We start from the raw sequence: 20529 nt of genomic DNA on the forward strand, positions 1-20529 counted from the left end.
AAACGCCGGATTATCCATCTACAATAAGGATAGAAACAATCCATATATTTCACCCTTAAAAGACATGACAAAAATCATACATTAATTTTTATTCATTCTAAACAAATACTTACATTTGCGCCTTATTTAAAACTGTTCTACATAAAAATAAAATGAAAAGACAACTACTTTCTTTAGGTCTTCTATTTATCGCTATTTCAGCAAGTTCACAGCTTAAAAACGCTGAAGCAGATACCATCAGAACCCAAACCATTGAAGACATTAATCTTCACAAAACTGGAAATCCAAACCAGGCGAGACCATTATCTACGAAGTCTAATCTGACGGTAATGGAAACTCCTCAACCGATTGCTATCGTTACCCATGAAATCATTGAGCAACAACAAGCGAAACAATTGAGTGACGTTCTTCAGAATGTAAACGGGATGTATATTACTTCATCCAGAGGAAATTCTCAGGACAGCTTTGGTGGACGTGGTTTTATTTTAGGAAATGATAATATTTTCAAGAATGGATCAAGAATAAATAGCGGAGTTTTCCCTGAGGTAAGTGGTCTTGAAAGAGTAGAAGTTTTAAAAGGAGCCAACGCAATGCTTTATGGAAATACGGCTGCCGGAGGTATTATTAACATGATTACCAAAAAGCCTAAATTCAATTTTGGCGGAAGTCTAGGATTAAATGGTGGAAGCTGGAATACTTATAAGCCTACAGTTGATGTTTATGGCCCATTATCTAAAAATATTGCTTTCAGAGTAAACGGAACTTACGAATATGCTGAAAGTTTCAGAGATGTTGTACAGTCTGAAAAATATTACTTCAACCCTTCATTTTTATTTAATTTAAGTGAAAAATCTCAATTAATTGTTGAGGCAGATTATCTTAAAAATAATTTCACCCCGGATTTCGGACTTGGATCTATTACCGAAAAAAACCAAAGCTACAGATTGAATGACGCTCTTCCCAGAAATGTCTTCTTCGGAACAGACTGGCAATATCAGGATGTACAGCAAGCTTCTACGAATGTAACCTTTAACCACCAATTTAACGAAAGATGGTCTTTGAATGCTACGGCTTCTTACCAAAACTATACTAAAGATTATTTTTCTTCTGAAAGAGTACAATGGATATATGACACTAAAGATAAAACTGTAGATCCTAACAGATTATCGTGGAAAAGGCCTTTTGGTAAAACTTACAACGAGCAAAATTACACTTCTGCACAAGTAAACATTAATGGTGAGTTCAATACCGGAACAATCAACCATAAAGTATTAATTGGTGCAGATGCAGATTATAGCCAGGCAGATGCTTATGCTTATACTATCACGGGTCCAACAAATCTTTTATACCTGGATGATCCTTCAACATGGGGAAATGTAGGTATGCCAAATTCTACTCTTAGTACAAAAAATAGAATCAATACAAGAAGAATCGGCTTCTATGCACAGGATTTTATCAGCTTAACAAAGCAACTAAAAGTAATTGCCGGGCTAAGATGGTCTTATATAGAAAATATGCCTACACTGACTACTCGTTTTACATTAAATGATAAAATTGAAGTAGCCAATTCTTCAACATCAGACAATGCATTTTCTCCAAAAGTAGGTTTGGTTTATGCACCAAATGAAAACCTTTCGGTATTTGCAACGTATACAAATTCGTTTGCATCAAATGCAGGATATACTTCGGATCAATTTGGTACAGTAAATACCACTAAAATTGATAAAGATGTTCAAAATCAGTTAACAACTTTATCAAGACAAAGCATAAAACCATCAACCGTTGATCAATACGAAATTGGTGTTAAAAAGAATTTCTGGAACAATGCTTTAGCGGTTAACTTAACGGCTTACCAGATTATGTACAATAATTATTATCAAACGTATTGGTTCGCTTCTTCTACAAACGGAGCTCCGGTAAATTCAACAGATACCAATCTTAAAGAATTTGCAGGAAATATGAGAAGCCGTGGTGTAGAATTAGATATTACAGGAAATCCTACAGAAAACTTATCTATCATCGGAGGTTTTTCATATAACAACTCTGTTTACCTTGACACTCCTGAAAAGGGATATGTTGAAAAACAAAGACTGGTAAGAACACCAGCTACAACAGCGAATGCTTCTGTTTTCTATAAATTTACAAACTATGTAAAAGGATTAAAAGTTGGAGCTGGAATTTATTATATCGGAGACAGAATCGCGGGATGGAATGATTCAAAATCAACAAATACAAGTAGAGACAATGTGAGTAGAATGTTTGATTTAAAAGACTATACTACTGTTTCTGTATCAGTTGGCTACGAGTGGAATAAGTTCTCTATCCAGGGAAGAGTGGGTAATCTATTTGATACAGTCAATTATAATGTTCATGAGAATTATTCAGTAAACCCGATTACGCCAAGAAATTATTATTTTACGTTGACATACAAACTGTAGAATTAAACATATAATTACTTCTTTATTAAAAGTGGAAATTGCATTTTTGCAGCTTCCACTTTTGAAATTTAAAAACAAAACAAAAAAACGATATGGATAAGATTAAAGACACAAGAAGTTTCATGAGAATTACACACCGTTATCTGGGATATTTTCTGGCAGGTATTATGGCTGTGTATGCCGTAAGTGGAATTGTTTTGGTCTACAGAGACACCGATTTTCTAAAGAGTGAAAAAAAGTACGAAAAGACTTTATCCGCAAACCTTTCTGAAAAAGAACTGAAAAAGGAATTGAAAATGAAAGGTCTTGAAGTGGAAAAAACTGAAGGTACCGTTCTTCATTTTAAAAAAGGAACCTATGATTCTTCTACAGGGGTTGCTAAGTATTCAAAAATGGAACTGCCTTTTGTACTGGATAAAATGGTTTCTCTTCACAAATCACAGTCTAAAGATGCTATTGCTCCTCTAAGTGTATTTTTCGGAGTTGCACTTTTCTTCTTTGTAATCTCGAGTTTCTGGATGTTTAATCCTAAGACAAAAGCTTTCAAGCGTGGAATCAAGTTTACAATTGCAGGACTTATTATATCTATTCTCCTTTTGTGTATTTAAAATGATAAAAGAGAATTAAGATTTTTTAAAAATTCAATAATATTCCCTTTTGGCTTTCTGACTTCATTATTAATAATTATGAAATATTCAATAATAATGTTAAAAATTTCCATCCTATCTCATTGATATTATTAACATTAATTTAGAAAAATTGTCTAAAATTAAGACTCTGGCACATTTATTGTTTTTTCTATAATTCGTGAATAATAAACATTTAATTATTAAAATAATAAATTATGAAAAAACTTATTTTAACAGGAGTATTAGCCGTAGCAGGTTTAACAGCAACTGCAAACGCTCAGATTCAGAAAGGTAATTGGATGGTAGGAAGTAGTTTAGTAACAAGTAATTTCGGATTAAACACAGGTGGTGGATACCAAATTAACCTACAACCAAAAGGAGCTTATTTCATCGAAGATAATGTAGCTGTTGGTGGATATGTAAATTTAGGTATCGGTAAATCTTCTAAAGATTCAAGTACAAGATTTGATTATGGTGTAGGAGCTTTAGGACGTTACTATCTTTCTCCGGGAGAACAAGGTGTTAACAACTTATTACATCACGGAAGATGGTTCTTCGAAGGTAACGTAGGTGTTGGTGGATATTCTATCAGCCAAGGAGGTAACTCTACTACAGGTCTTGACTTTGGTGCTGGACCAGGTTATTCTTACTTTATCACTCCAAATATCGGACTAGAAGGTTTGGTAAAATATGCTGGTGTTACAGGTTTTGGAAATACAGGATTAACATCTAACATTACTTTTAATCTTGGATTTAGTGTTTATTTACCAACTTCTAAAGCTAAGCAAGTTATTAACGACGTTAAGTAATCAATTACTTATACACTTTATAAAAAATTTGAAAGCGCCCCGAAATTTATTTTCGGGGCGCTCTTCGTACAAATTAAAACTAAACTATAAAAAATCAAATAAATCATGTATTGGGTTGGGGCGTATATCTTAGGTACGGCTTTATTTCCGTAACGCCTTTAGGGAATTTTTTGATGGCCTCTTCTGTAGAAACCGTTGGCGGAACGATAACATCCTCTCCGTTTTCCCAGTTGACAGGAGTAGCCACCTGATAATTGTCAACCAATTGTAAAGAATCCAATACCCTCAGGATTTCATTAAAATTCCGTCCTGTAGAGGCAGGATAGGTAATAATAAGCCTTACCTTTTTCGCTGGATCAATAATCAATAACGAACGCACTGTTGCTGTAGCAGAAGCATTAGGATGAATAAAATCATACAGTTCTGAAACTTTTCTATCCTTATCCGCTATGATCGGAAACTGAACTTCAGTATGCTGAGTTTCATTAATGTCTTTTACCCAGTTCTGATGATCCTCTACCCCATCCACACTTAAAGCAATTACCTTTGTGTCTCTTTGGGCAAATTCAGATTGTAATTTAGAAGTATATCCCAATTCTGTAGTGCACACCGGTGTATAATCTGCCGGGTGCGAAAACAGAATCCCCCAGGAATCCCCCAGGTAACTATAAAAATTAATATCCCCCGCAGAGGTTTCTGCCTGAAAGTTGGGTGCTGTATCTCCTAATTTGATTGACATAATATTTCGCATTTGTTAGTCTACAAATTTAATAGACTTTTTGACACTAACAAAATTTTTAATGAAAATTTATATCTTTAAGGTAAAATTTTATTCATGGAGAAAACCGGACTCACCTACATTGACATGGTGTATAAGGTATTGGAAAGTTGGTATGTAACGTTTGCAGAGCTTACCCCTAAACTGATTGTCGGCATTTTAGTATTTACATTCTTCCTCATTACAAGTAAATACATGAGCCAGATTGCCGTAAAACTATTTCACAAATTCTTCCCTAAAAGTGAGAAAGAGAGCTCACTGGTGACCTTAATCAGTATCTTCAGGTTCCTGATTATGCTGATGGGAACTTTTATTTCCCTTGAAATAATGGGATTCAGTGGGTTTCTGTGGAAATTTATAGGAAGTTTGGGAGTAGCCGGAGTTATTGCCGGAGTCGCATTAAAAGACCTTGTTTCAAGTATCTTTTCAGGAATGCTTATTGGTATTGACAAAGCCTTTAAAGTGGGTGATTATATTACCATCGGAGCTCATTCCGGTACGGTACAGGAAATCGGATTTTTAACCACAAAAATTCTTACTGATGATGGTAAGAAAGCATATATCCCGAATCAGGTTATTTTCAATGCTCCATTTTATAATATTACAGCTTCGCCTCAGCGTAGAATCATCTTAAATTTTGAAATTCCTGCAGATGAAGATATCAGTAAAGCCCAGAAAAGTATTCTGGAGGTGGTAAAAAACCTTGATAATGTGGATAAGTTAGATACTGCAGAGGTCATTTTTACCGATCTGAAACAGGGGTCATTTAATCTACAGGTTAAATTCTGGATTAAAATTGGAGCTAATCTGGCACAGGTAAAAAGTAAAGCTTATTTAAACATTAAGGAGCGATTTGATGTGGATAAAATCCAGTTGGTAACTCCAACGAGTATTAGTATTACAAATGGAGAAAGTAACTTACCTGAAAGTCAGGATAAATAGTATTAGATAACTATATATGATTTGTCTCACTGTCATCTGACGAAGGAAGAATCTTTTACATTGAAAAGAGAATAAAAATAAGTAGATAATATATTTCCTGCGGATTTCTCAGATGTTTGTGGATAAACTATAATCATAAAAAGCTGTTTCAATTTTTGGAGCGGCTTTTATTTGTTGGTAAACGCAATGGCGCAAAGATTTTAGGATATGTGAGTGTTTTTAAGGCGCGAGGATTTTATCTTCGATAAAATTGTATGCTGGATGATAATCGTCACGGATGCATGAATAATTTTAATTATGTATAAAGCCTATGGGGTTTAAAAATTCTGAACCACATAGATTTTACATAGAATGTATCTCAAAAAAGACTTTGTGTTCTTATAATATCCGGTAAGCTATTTCTTATTATGCTTTTTAGAAACTACAGTACTGTCTTTTTGGGGCATCTGGGCAACAGTATCTTTATTTATCTTAAGAGGCTCTCCCAACGTTATATTTTCATTAGGCAGCGTATCTTCATTGAGCTCTACAGCTACGTCACCCATTTTCATCTCTTTTTCTTTTGAACATCCGGCTAGGAACAGAACAAAAGAAAGTATAGCAAGTGTAATTTTACTGTTTTGAAAAACATTCGGAATAAATCTGAAAAATTGATTTTTAACTTTTTGTGATGGACCATCTTCAATATTTAGCTGATGATTATAAAATCTACCACAAACCTTTTCATTTTCTTTTTCAGTGAGGATTTGCTCAATTTCATGAGGACTCTTTTGAGTAAAATCAATCACACATTTACTGCAGACAGCACAGAACTTTCCTTTTTCCTGTGAAGACATAGATTCCCAGTTTTCAGAACATGGTTCAGGAATGTATAAGTTTTTCATAAATATAGTTTCTTATACGCATTAAAAAACCGTTCCAAAAATGAAACGGTTTCTTATTTTATCTGAAAATTTTAGATTATGCTAAAACTTCTTTTACTTTGTTTGCAGCTTCTTCTAAAGTAATTGCAGAGTGAACCGGAAGACCAGACTCGTCAATTAATTTTTTAGCTTCTACAGCGTTAGTTCCCTGTAATCTTACGATCAATGGAACTGGAAGGCTACCCATAGCTTTGTAAGCATCTACAACACCCTGAGCAACTCTGTCACATCTTACGATACCTCCGAAGATGTTGATTAGGATTGCTTTTACGTTTGGATCTCTTAAGATGATTCCGAAAGCAGTCTGTACTCTCTGAGCATCAGCAGTACCTCCTACGTCAAGGAAGTTAGCAGGGTTACCACCTGATAATTTGATGATATCCATAGTTGCCATTGCAAGACCAGCACCGTTTACCATACAAGCAACGTTACCATCCAATTTTACGAAGTTAAGACCAGCTTCACCAGCTTCAACATCCATTGGATCTTCTTCTCTTGTATCTCTAAGTTCAGCTAAGTCTTTGTGACGGAACAATGAGTTGTCATCTAAAGTTACTTTAGCATCTACAGCGATAATTTTGTTATCAGAAGTTTTCAACACTGGGTTGATTTCGAAAAGAGAAGCATCAATACCTGTGTAAGCATTGTAAAGAGATGAAATAAATTTCACAAATTCTTTAAAAGCATTCCCTTCAAGACCTAGGTTGAAAGCAATTTTTCTAGCCTGGAATCCTTGAAGACCGATAGCTGGATCAATAAGTTCGTTGTGGATTAAGTGAGGAGTTACTTCTGCAACGTGCTCAATATCCATACCACCTTCAGTAGAATATACGATTGTATTTTTCCCTTCAGCTCTATCTAAAAGAATAGAAACATAAAATTCTTTAGTTTCAGATTCTCCAGGATAATAAACATCTTCTGCAACCAAAACAGAGTGTACTTTTTTACCTTCAGCAGAAGTTTGTGGAGTTACCAACTGCATTCCGATGATATTCTGAGCGTTTTCTTTAAGTTTATCCATGTTTGGAGAAAACTTAACACCCCCACCTTTACCACGACCACCTGCGTGAATCTGTGCTTTTACAACCCAAGCCTGAGCTCCGGTTTCAGCAGTCAATTTTTCAGCAGCTGCTACAGCTTCTTCTACGTTGTTTGCAACGAAACCACGTTGGATAGCTACTCCATACTTTGATAAAATCTCTTTTGATTGATACTCGTGAAGATTCATATTATTTTTATTATTTTATTTTAATATTTAAAGGTTGACAAATTTACTAAAAAGAGTTTAGATTTAAAGAATTACCAAAGAGAAGTTGAAGGCAAATTTAAAATTATTGATAAAAATCAATTAGTTTAAGTTCATCTCAATAGTGATCCTATTATTTCACCTCTTCAGCAATCATTACTTTTTCATTCACAATATTGTTCCATAACTTGTAATCTGAAATCCTGGAGCGGTATCTGAAATAAAAATCATAGGACCCGCCTACAATTCCTTTTTCCGGCATATATACCAATCTGTCTATTCCACGGTGCTCATTATATCCATCAATGATCCACCAGCCGTCAAAAGTCCAAAACTGATAGGCTTTTTTTCCTTGGATTGTATATTCTTTGGAAAGATAATTCCTAAAACTGAACGGATCATCAAGATTCTTAAGATAGTCTATATCTGTTACATCCATAATGAATTTCCGGTTGGGAAACTGCTCTTTAAAACTCTTCTCCACCTCCTTTATTGTAGTTTTCGGTTCAGCAATATTCAGTGATCCATATGAAGAAATAAAAGGTGTTTTTAGAGAAGTAATCCTGAAAAGTTCAGTCAGGCACATTTTTGAAACATAATAACTGTCATTCACTTTTTTCACTACCCTGAAATCCATAGTTTTTTTGTCCGGAGTATTGGAAGCCATCCAGTCAGAAGCTATTTCTTTTACTTTTGATTTTGAGATAATATCCTCCTTTTTTAACTTCCCGACATCCAGTATAGTCCAGTTTTGCCCTCTTTCATCTGTTCCCGGAAGGATTCTTTCATCCAGATCAGGAAGCACTGTAAGTAAAAGAATATCATGTTTGGTAAGGTGAACATTATACACATTGATATTTTTCCTGATCCCGTACAATTCAGAGGTGTCCAGTGTAAAAGTTTCTATCCTAAAATGGTTTTTTAAACTATCCAGTAAAAAATATTTTTGGGAGAAAACAAAACAGGGAATGCACATCAGTATAAATAAGATCTTTTTCATTTTATATTCTTTATTTATATTCTTTAATAACATGTATTTTTTGTAGAAATAATATCGGTTTTTATTATTATTTCGCTGCTTCAGTATTTATAAATACTATAAAAAAGTAGAATAACTCCCCATCTATATTTAAAAATTTTGAGTGGCAAAACTATCATAAAAAAACAAAAAAGCCAATACTCTCCTGACCAAGTATTGACTTTTAAATGTATATATATTTATAACTATTCTTCTACCAGCTTTTCCGACTGAGAACCGATAAAAGGAATTCTCGGAGCAAGGAAATATCCTGTAAGACTAGCGAACAAAATAGGAACAAAATAGGTAAACCCAGTTAATGTTCCCAGAATAATGGTTGTACTCATTGGTGTTCTTGTTACACAAGCATTAATAGCTGCCATACAGCTTACAATAGCTAAAGTTGTGTCTACACTTGGAAATAAATTGTGGATAATGAGTCCCAAAGTCGTTCCTACAAAGAACAGCGGAATGATAAAACCTCCTCTCCAGCCTGAAGTAACCGTAATGGCAATGGCTAATATTTTAAAAACCAAAACCAAAATCAGGAAGTTCAATCCGAAATTCCCTCCGATTAACTGATTGATTTCGTTGTGTCCAAAGTATCTTGTGATCGGAAAATTGTAAGCAATAATCCCTAACAGAAGCCCTCCTGCTAATGTTTTGATGTAGATTGGAAATTTTCTGTATTCAAAAACCTTTTTGAAGAATTTCACTACAAAGATGAAAATCCAGCCAAAAAAGGTTCCTACAGCCCCAAATAAAGTTGCGTATAGAAAATCATATACTCCGGTGTAATGATAGGCTTTCAGATCCCAGGTTGCTCCAATTCCCAAATGAATAATTAAAGCAAACATCAGATAACTGAAACAGCTTGCAACCAATGCCGGAATAATGGCTTTATAATATTCAACCGCATGTTTATGATGTAAAATTTCCAATGAGAAAAGACTTCCTCCAAGTGGCGCTCCAAAAAGAGCGGTAAAACCTGAAGCCATCCCTGCAATACTCAATGAACGCAGTTCTTCGCCTTTTAATCTGAAAATTTTCCCAAGCCAGGTTCCTGTAGATCCGGTAACCTGTACTAAAGGAGCTTCCGGTCCTAAACTTCCGCCAGATGCCACACAAAAGAGGGAGGAAAGAATCATGGATGGATTATTTTTAGGTTCCAGTTTTCCTTTGTTGAATCTGATATTATTCACAATCAGATGGATTTCTCCAGGGTCACCTATAAAATGAATGACCAAACCTGCCAGCAGTCCACAGATTGCCATTGTTGGAATTACCTGCCAGCCCTGGAAATGGGCTAAAAACTCAGTAAAATGTTCCAGCACAATCCAATATCCACCGGCAATAATACCTCCTACCAGCCCTGTAAAGGCCCACATGAAAAAAGTACGGCTGAATACGAACGGATTGAACCTCATCGGTTGATCCAAAAGGTTAAACGTTCTTATAATCCGTCTTCTTCTATTGATTTTCATTTTTAAATTTTGTTTTTAGCAAAATAAAAAATCAGCATTCCCCAGCTTAAAATCATCATCAAACCTCCCAGCGGAGTGATAGGTCCTAAGAATTTAAGGTTCATTCCCAGGTAATCCTGCATGCTCAGGAAATAGATACTCACTGAGAATAACAATGTTCCTGCAATCATTAAAATGGATGTCCATTTTTCTGCAGAAGTTTCAAATTTTAAAATATATCCGATGATCAACAGAAAAAATGCTGCGTACATCTGATATCGTACTCCGGTTTCAAAACTTTCCAGTCTTTCAACAGCTAATATTTTCTTTAAAGCATGTGCTCCGAATGCACCCAGGATTACAGATATCATTCCGTAAACTGCTCCAAAAACTAAAGTAATTGTTTTCATTTTATAACTCTTCTAATTCTAGGGTTAAATATTTTTTTGTTTTATTGTCCTGCCAGGTTCCGATGATTTTATTTCCTTTTAAATCGGCTTCCACTAAGGCTCTTGGTATCCATTGTTTCAATTCTTCACTATGGTAACCGTCTTCTGTGATTGAAAAATGATCATGAACAAATTCTCCTCTCCAGTTGATTTGTTTCTTATTCTTATCATACCAATAAGTTGCTGAGAAGGAATCGTCTTCATTGATTTCGTTGAACAAAACCGTAATCGGATATTTTCCATCAATTTTTCCTTTGTACAATTTATTTCCAGGACTTGTTCTATCAATTTTTTCAGAACCGGAAATCAGATTTTTGGCATAAGGGCTCCAATATTTTTCAAGTTCTTTATAGGTGAATTCAAGTTTATGACTTCCCAAATCATCCAGAACCCGCATCGCATGATTGGAGCATCTGCCTGCCACAAAGGTCAACTTATCTTTTCCAAAGAAATACCTGATGCCATTCAATGTGTAATCCGTGAAACACCCTTCATATAAGCCAATCTGTTCCTGAACATCTTCTGACGCATTTTTTTGAGATTTTAGCTTGATGAGAAAGTTATTGACTCTTTTTTCGATTTTCTTCTGAATCAAACCATTGACAGTCTTAATAGTGCCTGCTTGAAATAAATCTTCAGCATTGATATAATTTCCGGTCCTCATATCAAAATTTTTCCAGTCTGAAAATTCTTCGGGATAAGCTCCTGAAGCTTCACCATCAATACTGATACTTAGAATATTTTTAGGAGTTTCCAACTTTTTCCAATCATAGAAATATACATAGTTTGCGTATGAAGTAGCTCCTGCATTCACCTTTTCAGAAGGATTTCCTTCTGATGCGGGAATATATTCCAGTTCGCTTACCTGAAGAAAAAGATTGATCTTATTCTCTATTCCGGAATTATCGGAATAGGAAATAACAGGAAAAACAAAGTCTTTCGTTTTTGGCTGCAAGTCACTTATTTTTAAATTTTTCTGTTGTGAAAAACTTAAACCGGAAACCAGCATGAAAAATAAGACCTTTTTTTTCACTATTTTGAATTTAAATACATTAAAATAAACTTGGCTACCAAGGTAGAAATCCCCAGTATAATAAACATATTGGCAAATTTCTTGGAAGTTCTGAAGCCAGGTGATGTTGTTTTCTTTAAATAAAATCCAAAGGCCAGAAACAGGATGGGCAGAATTATCTGTAACATTAGTTTTCTCTCATTCGGTTAAACTCATTGATAACCTCATGATGGCTAACTGTCTTGTCTTTAAAGTATGTTACAAAATGTTCTTTTTCTTCTTCTGTAGCACCTAATTGGTTCAGAATGTTCAGTAAGTGCATTTTCATGTGACCTTTCTGAATTCCTGTTGTTACTAATGAACGCAATGCCCCAAAGTTTTGGGCCAATCCTGAAACAGCCAGAATACTCATCAATTCCTGAGCGGATGGCTTTCCAAGTAAAGCTAAAGAGAATTTTACCAAAGGGTGAAGATTTGTTAAACCTCCTACTACTCCTACAGAAATCGGAAGGTCTATCCAGAATCTGAAAACTCCGTTATCAGTTGTACAATGAGTTAATGATCTGTATTGTCCGTCTCTTGCTGCATATGCATGGGCACAAGCTTCTGTTGCTCTGAAGTCGTTTCCGGTAGCAATTACTACAGCATCTACTCCGTTCATCACTCCTTTATTGTGAGTGGTTGCACGGTAAGGTTCAATTTCCGCGATAGTAACGGCTTGCTTAAATTTAGCAGCAAATTCTTCAGGAGAAATTCCGCTGTCATCTTTCAGGTCTTCCATTTTACAGGAAACTTCAGCTCTTACGATACAATCAGGGGTAAAGTTGGAAAGGATATTCATTACGATCTGCAATGAATTCTTTTCTTCCTGAGTGAAGTCATCGCTTGTTGCAACTTCCTGTCTCAGGGTTTTTCCAAACTGTTCAAGACATGAATTGATAAAGTTAGCTCCCATTGAGTCTACTGTATCAAAACTAGCCTTCAGCTGGTAGTAATTAGGCATTTCTGCTGTTTTATCCACAAGGTTGATATTCAAAATACCACCGCCACGTCTTCTCATATTGGCCGTAATATCTTCTGTAGATTCAAGTAATTTTTTCTTTAAACTGAAATTAAAGAAATGTAATAATTTGTGAGGTTCTACATCGAAAATAAAATGGGTATGTCCCAATTTTTCTGTATTGATGATAGTTGTTTTAAAACCTCCTTTATCAATCCAGAATTTTGCAGCTTTGGAAGCAGCAGCTACTACTGAACTTTCCTCAACGGCCATTGGAAGTGCCAATAATTTTCCGTCAATTAAAAAATTGGGCGCAATTCCGTAGGGCATATAGAAATTGGAAATTGTATTTTCAGAAAACTCTTCGTGAAGTTTCTGAAGATCTGCATCTTCATTCCAATATTGCTTTAATATATTTTGATATTCCTGATTACCTTCAAGATATTCGTTTACAAGCCAGTCGATTTTCCCCTGCTTTGGAAGCTTGGAAAAACCTTCGATCGGTTTATGATTCATGATATAAACTTTAATGAGGCGTAAATATAATGATTTTGAGACTCTTTTTTGTTGATAACTTCTATGAAAAAAGGTTGACATTTATCAATTTTGGAGCTAAATTTGAACAAAATTAAAACATAATTAAGATACAAATAATATCAAACTCTTTACTGTATGAATTTTGACCGTCTTAAAGAAAAGCTTGAAATCCTCGCAGATGCTGCAAAATATGATGTTTCGTGCTCATCAAGCGGAGGAACCAGAAAGAATAAAAAAGGGGCTTTGGGGGATAGTTCCGCAAGCGGCATTTGTCATACCTATACCGAAGATGGTAGATGTGTTTCTTTACTCAAGATTTTACTGACCAATCATTGTATTTATGATTGTGCTTATTGTGTATCCAGAAGTTCAAATGATATAAAAAGGGCGGCATTTACGGTAGAGGAAGTTGTAGACCTGACCATTAATTTTTACCGCAGGAATTTTATTGAAGGATTATTTCTAAGTTCCGGAATTTTCAAAAATGCAGATACAACGATGGAACGGCTTGTAAGAGTTGCCAAAAAATTACGTCTGGAAGAGAATTTCAACGGTTATATTCATTTGAAATCCATTCCGGGAGCGAGCGATGAATTAATGCAGGAAGCAGCATTATATGCGGACAGGCTTTCGGTAAATCTGGAAATCCCAACCGAAAGTGGTTTAAAATTATTAGCTCCTGAAAAGAACAGAGAGGATATGATCAACCCTATGAGATATATTCAAAAAGGGATAATCCAGTATCAGGACGAAAAAAAGATTTTAAAGAAGGTTCCTAAATTTGCCCCTGCAGGACAATCTACACAAATGATTGTAGGAGCCACTAATGAAAATGATCTGCAAATTATCAAAGTTGCAGATCACTTTTATAAAAATTTCAACTTAAAAAGAGTTTATTATTCAGGATATGTTCCGGTTTTAGAGGACAACAGACTTCCTTCACTCACTACTGCAGTTCCGATGCTTCGTGAAAACAGATTATACCAATCTGACTGGCTGATGCGATTTTATGGCTTTAAAGCTGAAGAAATCTTAGATCCCAATATTCCTTTTCTTGATTTAGAAATGGACCCCAAGCTGAGCTGGGCACTCCGAAATTTACATCAGTTTCCAGTAAATATCCAGACTGCCGATTATCAGATGATTTTAAGAATTCCGGGAATTGGTGTCAAATCTGCTCAGAAAATCATCAGTGCAAGACGTTTTCAGATGTTAACACTGGATCATTTGAAACAATTGGGAACAGCTGTTAACAGGGCTAAATATTTTATTGATTTTAATGCAGGCAATGCCTATCTGAAATATTTAACGGATAAAAACTTCAGACAACTATTGATTGGTGGAAGTTCTTCTAAATTTCATAATCAATTTTCACAGCAGCTGAGTTTATTTTAATTTTCCAAATAATCTACCGCAAAATGAACCCAGTCTTTAACACTTTCGTCAAGATAAATATCTGGCTGAACTCCGATGTTATCAATAGGATAGTCCGGTAATCTGAAAGATCGGTAAGTAGGCATCAGTAATTTATAATCATTGCATCCATAGTCGAAAAACATTGCATTAGCATAGTCCAGAACTCCTGAAGACGGAGTTCCCATAATTTTAACTTTTTTGCTTTGTTTTGCACTTAAAAGAAAATTTTCAGCAGCACTTCCGGTATGATTATCTGCTAAAATTACAATTTGAGCAGGACTTTTAACAGCTAAGGAGATTGAATCAACAGTGACCTTACTCCGGTTATGATTCACATATTCTCCCGGGCTATTTTTTAACTGGGCAATTCTTGTCTTTAAATTGATTATTTCTTCTTTATTTTTAATAGAATCTTTCATTATTCCTTTTAAATAATTTTCCGAAGTCTGAATTAATGTAGGTGACGCTAAATATTCAACGCCAAGTTTTCTTATAGAATTGGTCATAATGTAAGGCAAAATATTTCTATAAGCATTATCTGTTCCTCCTCCATTACCTCTTACATCAATAATCCAGAACTCTGCTTCCTCCAAAGTTTTCTTATTGTCTTTCAGTAGTTTTTCTATTTTATCTACAAATGAATAACTGAAATATTGAAGCCTGATCATCACTGTTTTTGGGCTTATTTTTTTGATATAAGTTCCATTGATTTCGCTTATTTTACCTTCAATTTCTGTAGCACTCAATGCTGGATGAGGGAGTTGTTTTACAAAATTGATTTTGATCTCATTAAAGGATAAAAGTGTGTTGTCATACATCTTATATTTTCCTTTTTGTATAGAATGATCCTGGCTGTAATATTCATAACTTCCATCTGAGAATATTCTGAATTTAATTTCATTAGGCTTCCAGTATGCTGGGTCAGCTTTTATAATAAATCCTACATATTCTTTGTCATTTATTTTCTTGACACCAATTTCATAATCGTCATTTTTCCAAATTCCTTCAAATTCATCTTTTTGCTTTTGAATTTCTTTTCTGAATTTCTTAAGATTTATATCTAATGGCTTAGTATTAATCCCCGGCTTTGGAACAGCCTGGCTGACCTGGTTGGGCAGAACCCAAATATGTCTGTCTTTGAAAAAACCTGTATAGCTTTTCAACACATCCAGGCAAGCTTCATCATTCTTCACATTATCAGAAGAAGTAAGCGTATTTTTCTTCAAGGTTTCATACAGAAGCTTATCTTTTGTTTTGGTATCAAATCCGGGATATTCGCTTTCAATTTTCAAAATTATTTTCTGTAACACCTCTTTACAATTACATGAGGTCTGTGCATTCCAAAGATTACAGGAAAACACAACAGCAATCCACACAAAAAGTTTAATTTTCATTAACAATATTTTCAGGCAAAAAACAACAATTAAAGAGTATAAAAATTGTAAAAATCATTCATTTTCTAATTTTTGATAAATCCATGTTAAATCTTTTTGGGTCACAGATATTTTTTCTGCTATTTTATTGGGTGCAAATCCTGTAAGATTTTTAAAATCTTTAATAAAATGAGACTGATCATAATATTGATTTTGATATGCAATTCCTGTGAGAGAATTTCTCGGTTTCAAAATATCATTCAATACGTTCCTGAATCGTATTGTTTTTAGGTAAGATTTAGGATTCTGTCCCAAATTATTTTTAAATAAACGGAATAATGTAGTTTCACTAATTTTAAGGTTCTTAGAAAGCTCATCAATACTTAGAAATTCATTATTATTAATAAGGATCAATGCCTCTTTTATTTTGTAGGGAATATTGTCTTTTAAATTTTCACAAAGCAAAATTTCAAGCGCATCAGCTCTTTTTGCAAAATCAGCCATGTCAAAAATTTCATCAAGAAAATTTCTTTCAAAAGGGAACATCTCATTAAAAACAGTCTCGGAAAGCATGAGATTTTCATAAGACTCATCAGTAAAAACCCTTAGAGCCGAAGGTTGAAAAACAATGCATATCTGATCCAGGGCACAATGAATATTTACATTAAAAGGAGCTTTATGAAATCCATATAACCGGCTTATAAAAGTATTACCGTTGGTAATTTCACAAAGGTTAGTTTCACCTTCATTCGTATAGGAAACCTGATTGTATTTATAAATTGCAAGACAGAGATTAGTATTGGGAAAAGTAGTATAATTTAAACGTTCCTGATCCGTTTTTTTAAAGAACAGGAAATACTGAATATATTTTTTCAGAATCTCATTTTTAGGTTTTATGATCATTGAGTTCATCCTAGTATTTTATTTTTAGAGTATCTTCGGTACTGAATTTAAAGACGGATTCCGAAAAATAAATTTAATAAACTTTCTTGGGTTAGAAAGCTTTTAAAGATGATTAAATCGTCTGACAGTTTTCAAAAAATTATTTATACAATTTAGATTTATTATATCAGATGCACACAATACTTTATGATGGCAGTTTCGAAGGCCTTTTCACAGCGATATTTGAAGTTTTCGAATACCGTTATCAGAATGTAGAAATAGCAAGCAAAGAAAGATTCTATCAGGAAAATATTTTTGCTGAGATCCATGAAGTCATTACCCAAGCAGATAAATCTGATCGGGTCCTGAAAAAATTGGAACAAAATATTGGTAAGCAGGGTATTTATAAACTTTTAAAAGTTTTCTTATCTGAAGATCCGGAATTGGAGAAAGTAATATTATCCGCAGTAAGACAATCTATAAAAAATCCAGAAGAAAATATTCTGGAAAACTACGCAGATGCTGATATCATGAAGATTTCCAAAATCTGTAAGTCAGTTGACAGAGAAAGTCATCGAATGACCGCTTTTGTCCGTTTCGAGAAAATGCAGGACGATATTTTTTTCTCAAAAATAGATCCTGATTTCAATGTTCTTCCTTTGATCAGAAAACATTTTAGTGACCGTTATCAGGATCAGAAGTGGATGATCTATGACTTGAGAAGAAACTATGGAATTCTTTATGATCTGGAAACCTCAGATTTCTTTTATCCGGATGAAAAACTGGATATCAGGAATTATCAGGAGAGCTTTCATGAGGAGGAAAAGAACTATCAAACGCTTTGGCAGCGATATTTTACAAAAACCAATATTATTGAAAGGAAAAACCTGAAACTTCATGTACAACATGTTCCTAAAAGATATTGGAAGTATCTGACTGAGAAATGGTGATTTTAAATAGGGGTGATTCAAATTCAAATTTCCATATTGTGGATAACTTTTTTAATCACGGATTGCACAGATTTACACAGATGATTCTTTTTTTAAATGATATTTTGAACTGAAGAAATTTGAGAGGATTTTTAATTCATATTCCGACATTGTGGATAACTTTTCAACACGATTTATTAGACTTATTTCGGAAAAACTTTTTCAAAAAGCACATTTCATAAACTACTATAAATATGACAGATATAGCATCTATTAATTGACAATCCCATATTGTGGATAACTTTTTTAAACACGGATTGCACAGATTTACACAGATGATTCTTTTTTTAAATGATATTTTGAGCTGAAGAAATTTGAGAGGATTTTTAATTCATATTCCAACATTGTGGATAACTTTCCAACACGATTTATTAGACTTATTTCTGAAAAACCTTTTCAACAAGCACATTTCATAAACTACTATAAATATGATAGATATAGCATCTATTAATCGACAATCCCATATTGTGGATAACTTTTTTAACCAAGGATTGCACAGATTTACACAGATGATTCTTTTTTTTAATGATATTTTGAGCTGAAGAAATTTGAGAGGATTTTTAATTCATATTCCGATATTGTGGATAACTTTCCAACACGATTTATTAGACTTATTTCGGAAAAACCTTTTCAACAAACATATTTCATAAACTACTATAAATATGACAGATATAACATCTATTAATCGACAATCCCATATTGTGGATAACTTTTTTAAACACGGATTGCACAGATTTACACAGATGATTCTTTTTTTAAATGATATTTTGAGCTGAAGAAATTTGAGAGGATTTTTAATTCATATTCCGACATTGTGGATAACTTTCCAACACGATTTATTAGACTTATTTCGGAAAAACCTTTTCAACAAACATATTTCATAAACTACTATAAATATGACAGATATAGCATCTATTAATTGACAATCCCATATTGTGGATAACTTTTTTTTACCACAGATTACGCAGATTTTCCCAGATGTTTGTGTTTTGAATGGATGATAAATAATGTGCTAAAGAAAATAAAATCAACGCTATTTGCTAAATCAGTGAGAAAACTCTTTCATTTAAAACATACATAAAAACCTGTAATTCAATAGTATAAAATAAAAACACTGCTGTTTTTTTGAATTGTGAATAACTTTTACTTTCTGATCGTTCGAAGAGCTTTCTTGATAATATATTGAGTTTCCTTTGTATTACTTTCCCGAAGCCATTCATCACAGATTTCCACTACAAATTCCGGTTGGGATTTGCTGGCATCATTAAGCCAGTTTCCAACACTATCCTGTACATACTTTGATGAATCTGATCGTAATGGCTCTAAAATTTCCAGTCCTAATCCCGGATTTTTCTTTAATTCATCGATATGCTCACACCACACTCCTCTTGGTCTTGTGGATTCACTGGCAAAACGTCTGATATTTTCATTATCATGATTCGTCCATCCTGATAAAATTGACAAACTTTCTCCAAGGTTTTTCGAGATGTCCGGACGTACTGTCATCCAACAGATCTCTCTTACCCCAAAATGAGTGTCTGAGGCAAAGGGTTTGATCTTTTCCAGCTTTTCTTCAATATTAAAAGCGTTATTTCGCCCAATGGTATAAGCTGCCCAGCATCGAACCAGATCTGCCTGATGTGTGGATAACTTTGAAAGAAAATTTTCATCCCGGTTTTTGAGTGCAAGATCAAGGATTCCCAATCCAATAGCTTCATTGGTTGTATTGACTGTCTGTTTTTTCAACTGCCCCACCTTTTCCAGAATCGGATTTAAATATTCTATTCTATTATTCTGTTCTAATAAACTTTTAAGTAAAAGTCTTTGGTCTACGGCCAGCCATTCTGTAAGATTAGCTGTTTCGATTTCACCTCTGTTTAACTGGAATAAAATATCAGCTGGAATATCTTTTATAGAGCGGGCTCCTTTTCTTTTTTCTGTCATAATGAATTTATTAATTCTTCCACATCTACTCGATTCATGTAATTTACGTCTAAATATTTATAAGTCACCTTTCTATTTTCATCCACTACAAAAACAGCTGGAACCGGTAAAACATTATCATTATTTTTATTAAAATCAGAAAGATTAATTCCAAGACTTTTATAGTAAGGAATTACAAAGTCCTGTAACTGAAAAGTGATTCCTAATTTTTCAGCAAAATTATTGTCAATATCGGTCAATACTTCAAACTCAAGTTTATTTTTTTCCATCATGCTTAAAGACTGATCCGGACTTTGTGGAGAAACAGCAATTAAAGTGGCTCCTTTATCTTTTATTCTGGAAAGATGATCCTGCAAAAATTTTAATTCCAGATTACAGTAAGGACACCAGCTTCCTCGGTAAAAAGCTAAAATCATTTTCCCAGCTTTTAGGATGTCTTCAGAGTTGATTATTTCCCCAAAAGCATTGGGCAATGAAAGTTCCGGCATTTGATCTCCTATCTGAACGCTGTTTTCATTAATTTTTTTTGTCTTTAAATCCTCTATAGAGTTTCCAAATGCCTCCAGTATTTCCTGTGGAAGCTGAGAAGATAATTCCTGATTCAAATGTTCGATCTGTTTGGCCAGTGTATTCATTTTTCTAAATTTTATTATTTTTACAAAGGTCTAAAAGCCGCTATAA

At 34.0% G+C, this 20529-nt stretch carries 18 protein-coding genes; 6 read left to right on the forward strand and 12 right to left on the reverse strand.

The features are described 5' to 3' along the window. Nucleotides 1–152 precede the first annotated feature (152 nt). The 3 genes from WH267_RS12110 (at nt 153) to WH267_RS12120 (ending at nt 3876) form a co-directional block, all read left to right on the forward strand. On the forward strand, nt 153–2438 hold the full coding sequence (locus tag WH267_RS12110) for a TonB-dependent siderophore receptor (protein ID WP_340008510.1): 2286 nt from the start codon (nt 153–155) through the stop codon (nt 2436–2438). Nucleotides 2439–2530: 92 nt separating this feature from the next. Next, complete coding sequence (locus WH267_RS12115) at nt 2531–3046, forward strand: hypothetical protein (RefSeq protein ID WP_340008511.1); 516 nt, start codon at nt 2531–2533, stop codon at nt 3044–3046. Between the two features lie 236 nt (nt 3047–3282). Then, nucleotides 3283–3876 carry a hypothetical protein gene (locus WH267_RS12120; RefSeq protein WP_115973611.1) on the forward strand — a complete coding sequence of 198 codons (594 nt, stop codon included), beginning with the start codon at nt 3283–3285 and terminating at the stop codon, nt 3874–3876. 103 nt (nt 3877–3979) lie between these two features. Here WH267_RS12120 and WH267_RS12125 read toward each other — a convergent pair whose 3' ends face one another. After that, the gene (locus WH267_RS12125; protein WP_115973610.1) at nt 3980–4615 is read right to left on the reverse strand and encodes a peroxiredoxin; all 636 of its coding nucleotides are present in this window, start codon (nt 4613–4615) and stop codon (nt 3980–3982) included. A 96-nt stretch (nt 4616–4711) separates the two neighbouring features. Here WH267_RS12125 and WH267_RS12130 point away from each other — a divergent pair, with 96 nt between their 5' ends. Beyond that, nucleotides 4712–5596 (forward strand): mechanosensitive ion channel family protein, encoded by an 885-nt coding sequence (locus tag WH267_RS12130; protein WP_340008514.1) that lies wholly within the window; start codon nt 4712–4714, stop codon nt 5594–5596. Nucleotides 5597–5991: 395 nt separating this feature from the next. On the opposite strand, the gene WH267_RS12135 is transcribed toward WH267_RS12130, so the two are convergent. From WH267_RS12135 to WH267_RS12165, 7 genes are all read right to left on the reverse strand, one after another. Next, nucleotides 5992–6480 (reverse strand): hypothetical protein, encoded by a 489-nt coding sequence (locus WH267_RS12135; RefSeq protein WP_115973608.1) that lies wholly within the window; start codon nt 6478–6480, stop codon nt 5992–5994. 76 nt (nt 6481–6556) lie between these two features. Continuing rightward, nucleotides 6557–7747: an ADP-forming succinate--CoA ligase subunit beta gene (gene sucC, locus WH267_RS12140; protein WP_047386334.1), complete on the reverse strand. Its 1191-nt coding sequence runs from the start codon at nt 7745–7747 to the stop codon at nt 6557–6559. Nucleotides 7748–7898: 151 nt separating this feature from the next. Continuing rightward, a complete protein-coding gene (locus WH267_RS12145) occupies nt 7899–8765 on the reverse strand; it encodes a hypothetical protein (protein WP_340008518.1) in 867 nt (288 codons plus the stop codon). Between the two features lie 224 nt (nt 8766–8989). Further along, nucleotides 8990–10267, reverse strand: a complete 1278-nt coding sequence (locus WH267_RS12150; protein ID WP_115973607.1) for a chloride channel protein — start codon at nt 10265–10267, stop codon at nt 8990–8992. A 2-nt stretch (nt 10268–10269) separates the two neighbouring features. Then, a complete protein-coding gene (locus tag WH267_RS12155; protein WP_340008521.1) occupies nt 10270–10656 on the reverse strand; it encodes a DUF423 domain-containing protein in 387 nt (128 codons plus the stop codon). Nucleotide 10657: 1 nt separating this feature from the next. Next, complete coding sequence (locus WH267_RS12160) at nt 10658–11728, reverse strand: hypothetical protein (protein ID WP_340008523.1); 1071 nt, start codon at nt 11726–11728, stop codon at nt 10658–10660. A gap of 166 nt (nt 11729–11894) precedes the next feature. After that, nucleotides 11895–13223: a hydroxymethylglutaryl-CoA reductase, degradative gene (locus WH267_RS12165; RefSeq protein ID WP_340008525.1), complete on the reverse strand. Its 1329-nt coding sequence runs from the start codon at nt 13221–13223 to the stop codon at nt 11895–11897. A 156-nt stretch (nt 13224–13379) separates the two neighbouring features. Here WH267_RS12165 and WH267_RS12170 point away from each other — a divergent pair, with 156 nt between their 5' ends. Continuing rightward, entirely contained in the window at nt 13380–14639 is a 1260-nt protein-coding gene (locus WH267_RS12170; RefSeq protein ID WP_115973603.1) for a putative DNA modification/repair radical SAM protein, read from the forward strand. On the opposite strand, the gene WH267_RS12175 is transcribed toward WH267_RS12170, so the two are convergent. Both WH267_RS12175 and WH267_RS12180 read right to left on the reverse strand, forming a co-directional pair. Further along, complete coding sequence (locus tag WH267_RS12175) at nt 14636–16054, reverse strand: S41 family peptidase (RefSeq protein ID WP_340008528.1); 1419 nt, start codon at nt 16052–16054, stop codon at nt 14636–14638. The genes WH267_RS12170 and WH267_RS12175 overlap by 4 nt on opposite strands. Nucleotides 16055–16108: 54 nt before the next feature. Beyond that, complete coding sequence (locus tag WH267_RS12180) at nt 16109–16945, reverse strand: helix-turn-helix transcriptional regulator (RefSeq protein ID WP_340008530.1); 837 nt, start codon at nt 16943–16945, stop codon at nt 16109–16111. 161 nt (nt 16946–17106) lie between these two features. Between WH267_RS12180 and WH267_RS12185 the strand changes: the two genes are divergently transcribed. Then, nucleotides 17107–17865, forward strand: a complete 759-nt coding sequence (locus WH267_RS12185; protein ID WP_340008532.1) for a TIGR03915 family putative DNA repair protein — start codon at nt 17107–17109, stop codon at nt 17863–17865. Between the two features lie 1182 nt (nt 17866–19047). Here the strand turns inward: WH267_RS12185 and WH267_RS12190 are convergent. Further along, nucleotides 19048–19848: a DNA alkylation repair protein gene (locus WH267_RS12190; RefSeq protein WP_340008534.1), complete on the reverse strand. Its 801-nt coding sequence runs from the start codon at nt 19846–19848 to the stop codon at nt 19048–19050. After that, complete coding sequence (locus tag WH267_RS12195) at nt 19845–20483, reverse strand: peroxiredoxin-like family protein (protein WP_340008536.1); 639 nt, start codon at nt 20481–20483, stop codon at nt 19845–19847. The genes WH267_RS12190 and WH267_RS12195 overlap by 4 nt, the downstream gene beginning before the upstream one ends. Nucleotides 20484–20529 lie beyond the last annotated feature (46 nt).

The organism is Chryseobacterium sp. MYb328 (assembly GCF_037572595.1).
In the GTDB taxonomy this organism is placed as follows: Bacteria; Bacteroidota; Bacteroidia; order Flavobacteriales; family Weeksellaceae; genus Chryseobacterium; species Chryseobacterium pennae.

What these genes read in the sequence shown, in the direction of transcription:
- WH267_RS12135 (WP_115973608.1), bottom strand. Translation starts at nt 6,480, where the DNA reads ATGAAAAACTTATACATTCCTGAACCATGTTCTGAAAACTGGGAATCT.
- sucC (WP_047386334.1), bottom strand. Translation starts at nt 7,747, where the DNA reads ATGAATCTTCACGAGTATCAATCAAAAGAGATTTTATCAAAGTATGGA.
- WH267_RS12120 (WP_115973611.1), top strand. Translation starts at nt 3,283, where the DNA reads ATGAAAAAACTTATTTTAACAGGAGTATTAGCCGTAGCAGGTTTAACA.
- WH267_RS12180 (WP_340008530.1), bottom strand. Translation starts at nt 16,945, where the DNA reads ATGAACTCAATGATCATAAAACCTAAAAATGAGATTCTGAAAAAATAT.
- WH267_RS12145 (WP_340008518.1), bottom strand. Translation starts at nt 8,765, where the DNA reads ATGAAAAAGATCTTATTTATACTGATGTGCATTCCCTGTTTTGTTTTC.
- WH267_RS12195 (WP_340008536.1), bottom strand. Translation starts at nt 20,483, where the DNA reads ATGAATACACTGGCCAAACAGATCGAACATTTGAATCAGGAATTATCT.
- WH267_RS12165 (WP_340008525.1), bottom strand. Translation starts at nt 13,223, where the DNA reads ATGAATCATAAACCGATCGAAGGTTTTTCCAAGCTTCCAAAGCAGGGG.
- WH267_RS12150 (WP_115973607.1), bottom strand. Translation starts at nt 10,267, where the DNA reads ATGAAAATCAATAGAAGAAGACGGATTATAAGAACGTTTAACCTTTTG.
- WH267_RS12190 (WP_340008534.1), bottom strand. Translation starts at nt 19,848, where the DNA reads ATGACAGAAAAAAGAAAAGGAGCCCGCTCTATAAAAGATATTCCAGCT.
- WH267_RS12110 (WP_340008510.1), top strand. Translation starts at nt 153, where the DNA reads ATGAAAAGACAACTACTTTCTTTAGGTCTTCTATTTATCGCTATTTCA.
- WH267_RS12125 (WP_115973610.1), bottom strand. Translation starts at nt 4,615, where the DNA reads ATGTCAATCAAATTAGGAGATACAGCACCCAACTTTCAGGCAGAAACC.
- WH267_RS12170 (WP_115973603.1), top strand. Translation starts at nt 13,380, where the DNA reads ATGAATTTTGACCGTCTTAAAGAAAAGCTTGAAATCCTCGCAGATGCT.
- WH267_RS12185 (WP_340008532.1), top strand. Translation starts at nt 17,107, where the DNA reads ATGCACACAATACTTTATGATGGCAGTTTCGAAGGCCTTTTCACAGCG.
- WH267_RS12175 (WP_340008528.1), bottom strand. Translation starts at nt 16,054, where the DNA reads ATGAAAATTAAACTTTTTGTGTGGATTGCTGTTGTGTTTTCCTGTAAT.
- WH267_RS12130 (WP_340008514.1), top strand. Translation starts at nt 4,712, where the DNA reads ATGGAGAAAACCGGACTCACCTACATTGACATGGTGTATAAGGTATTG.
- WH267_RS12115 (WP_340008511.1), top strand. Translation starts at nt 2,531, where the DNA reads ATGGATAAGATTAAAGACACAAGAAGTTTCATGAGAATTACACACCGT.
- WH267_RS12155 (WP_340008521.1), bottom strand. Translation starts at nt 10,656, where the DNA reads ATGAAAACAATTACTTTAGTTTTTGGAGCAGTTTACGGAATGATATCT.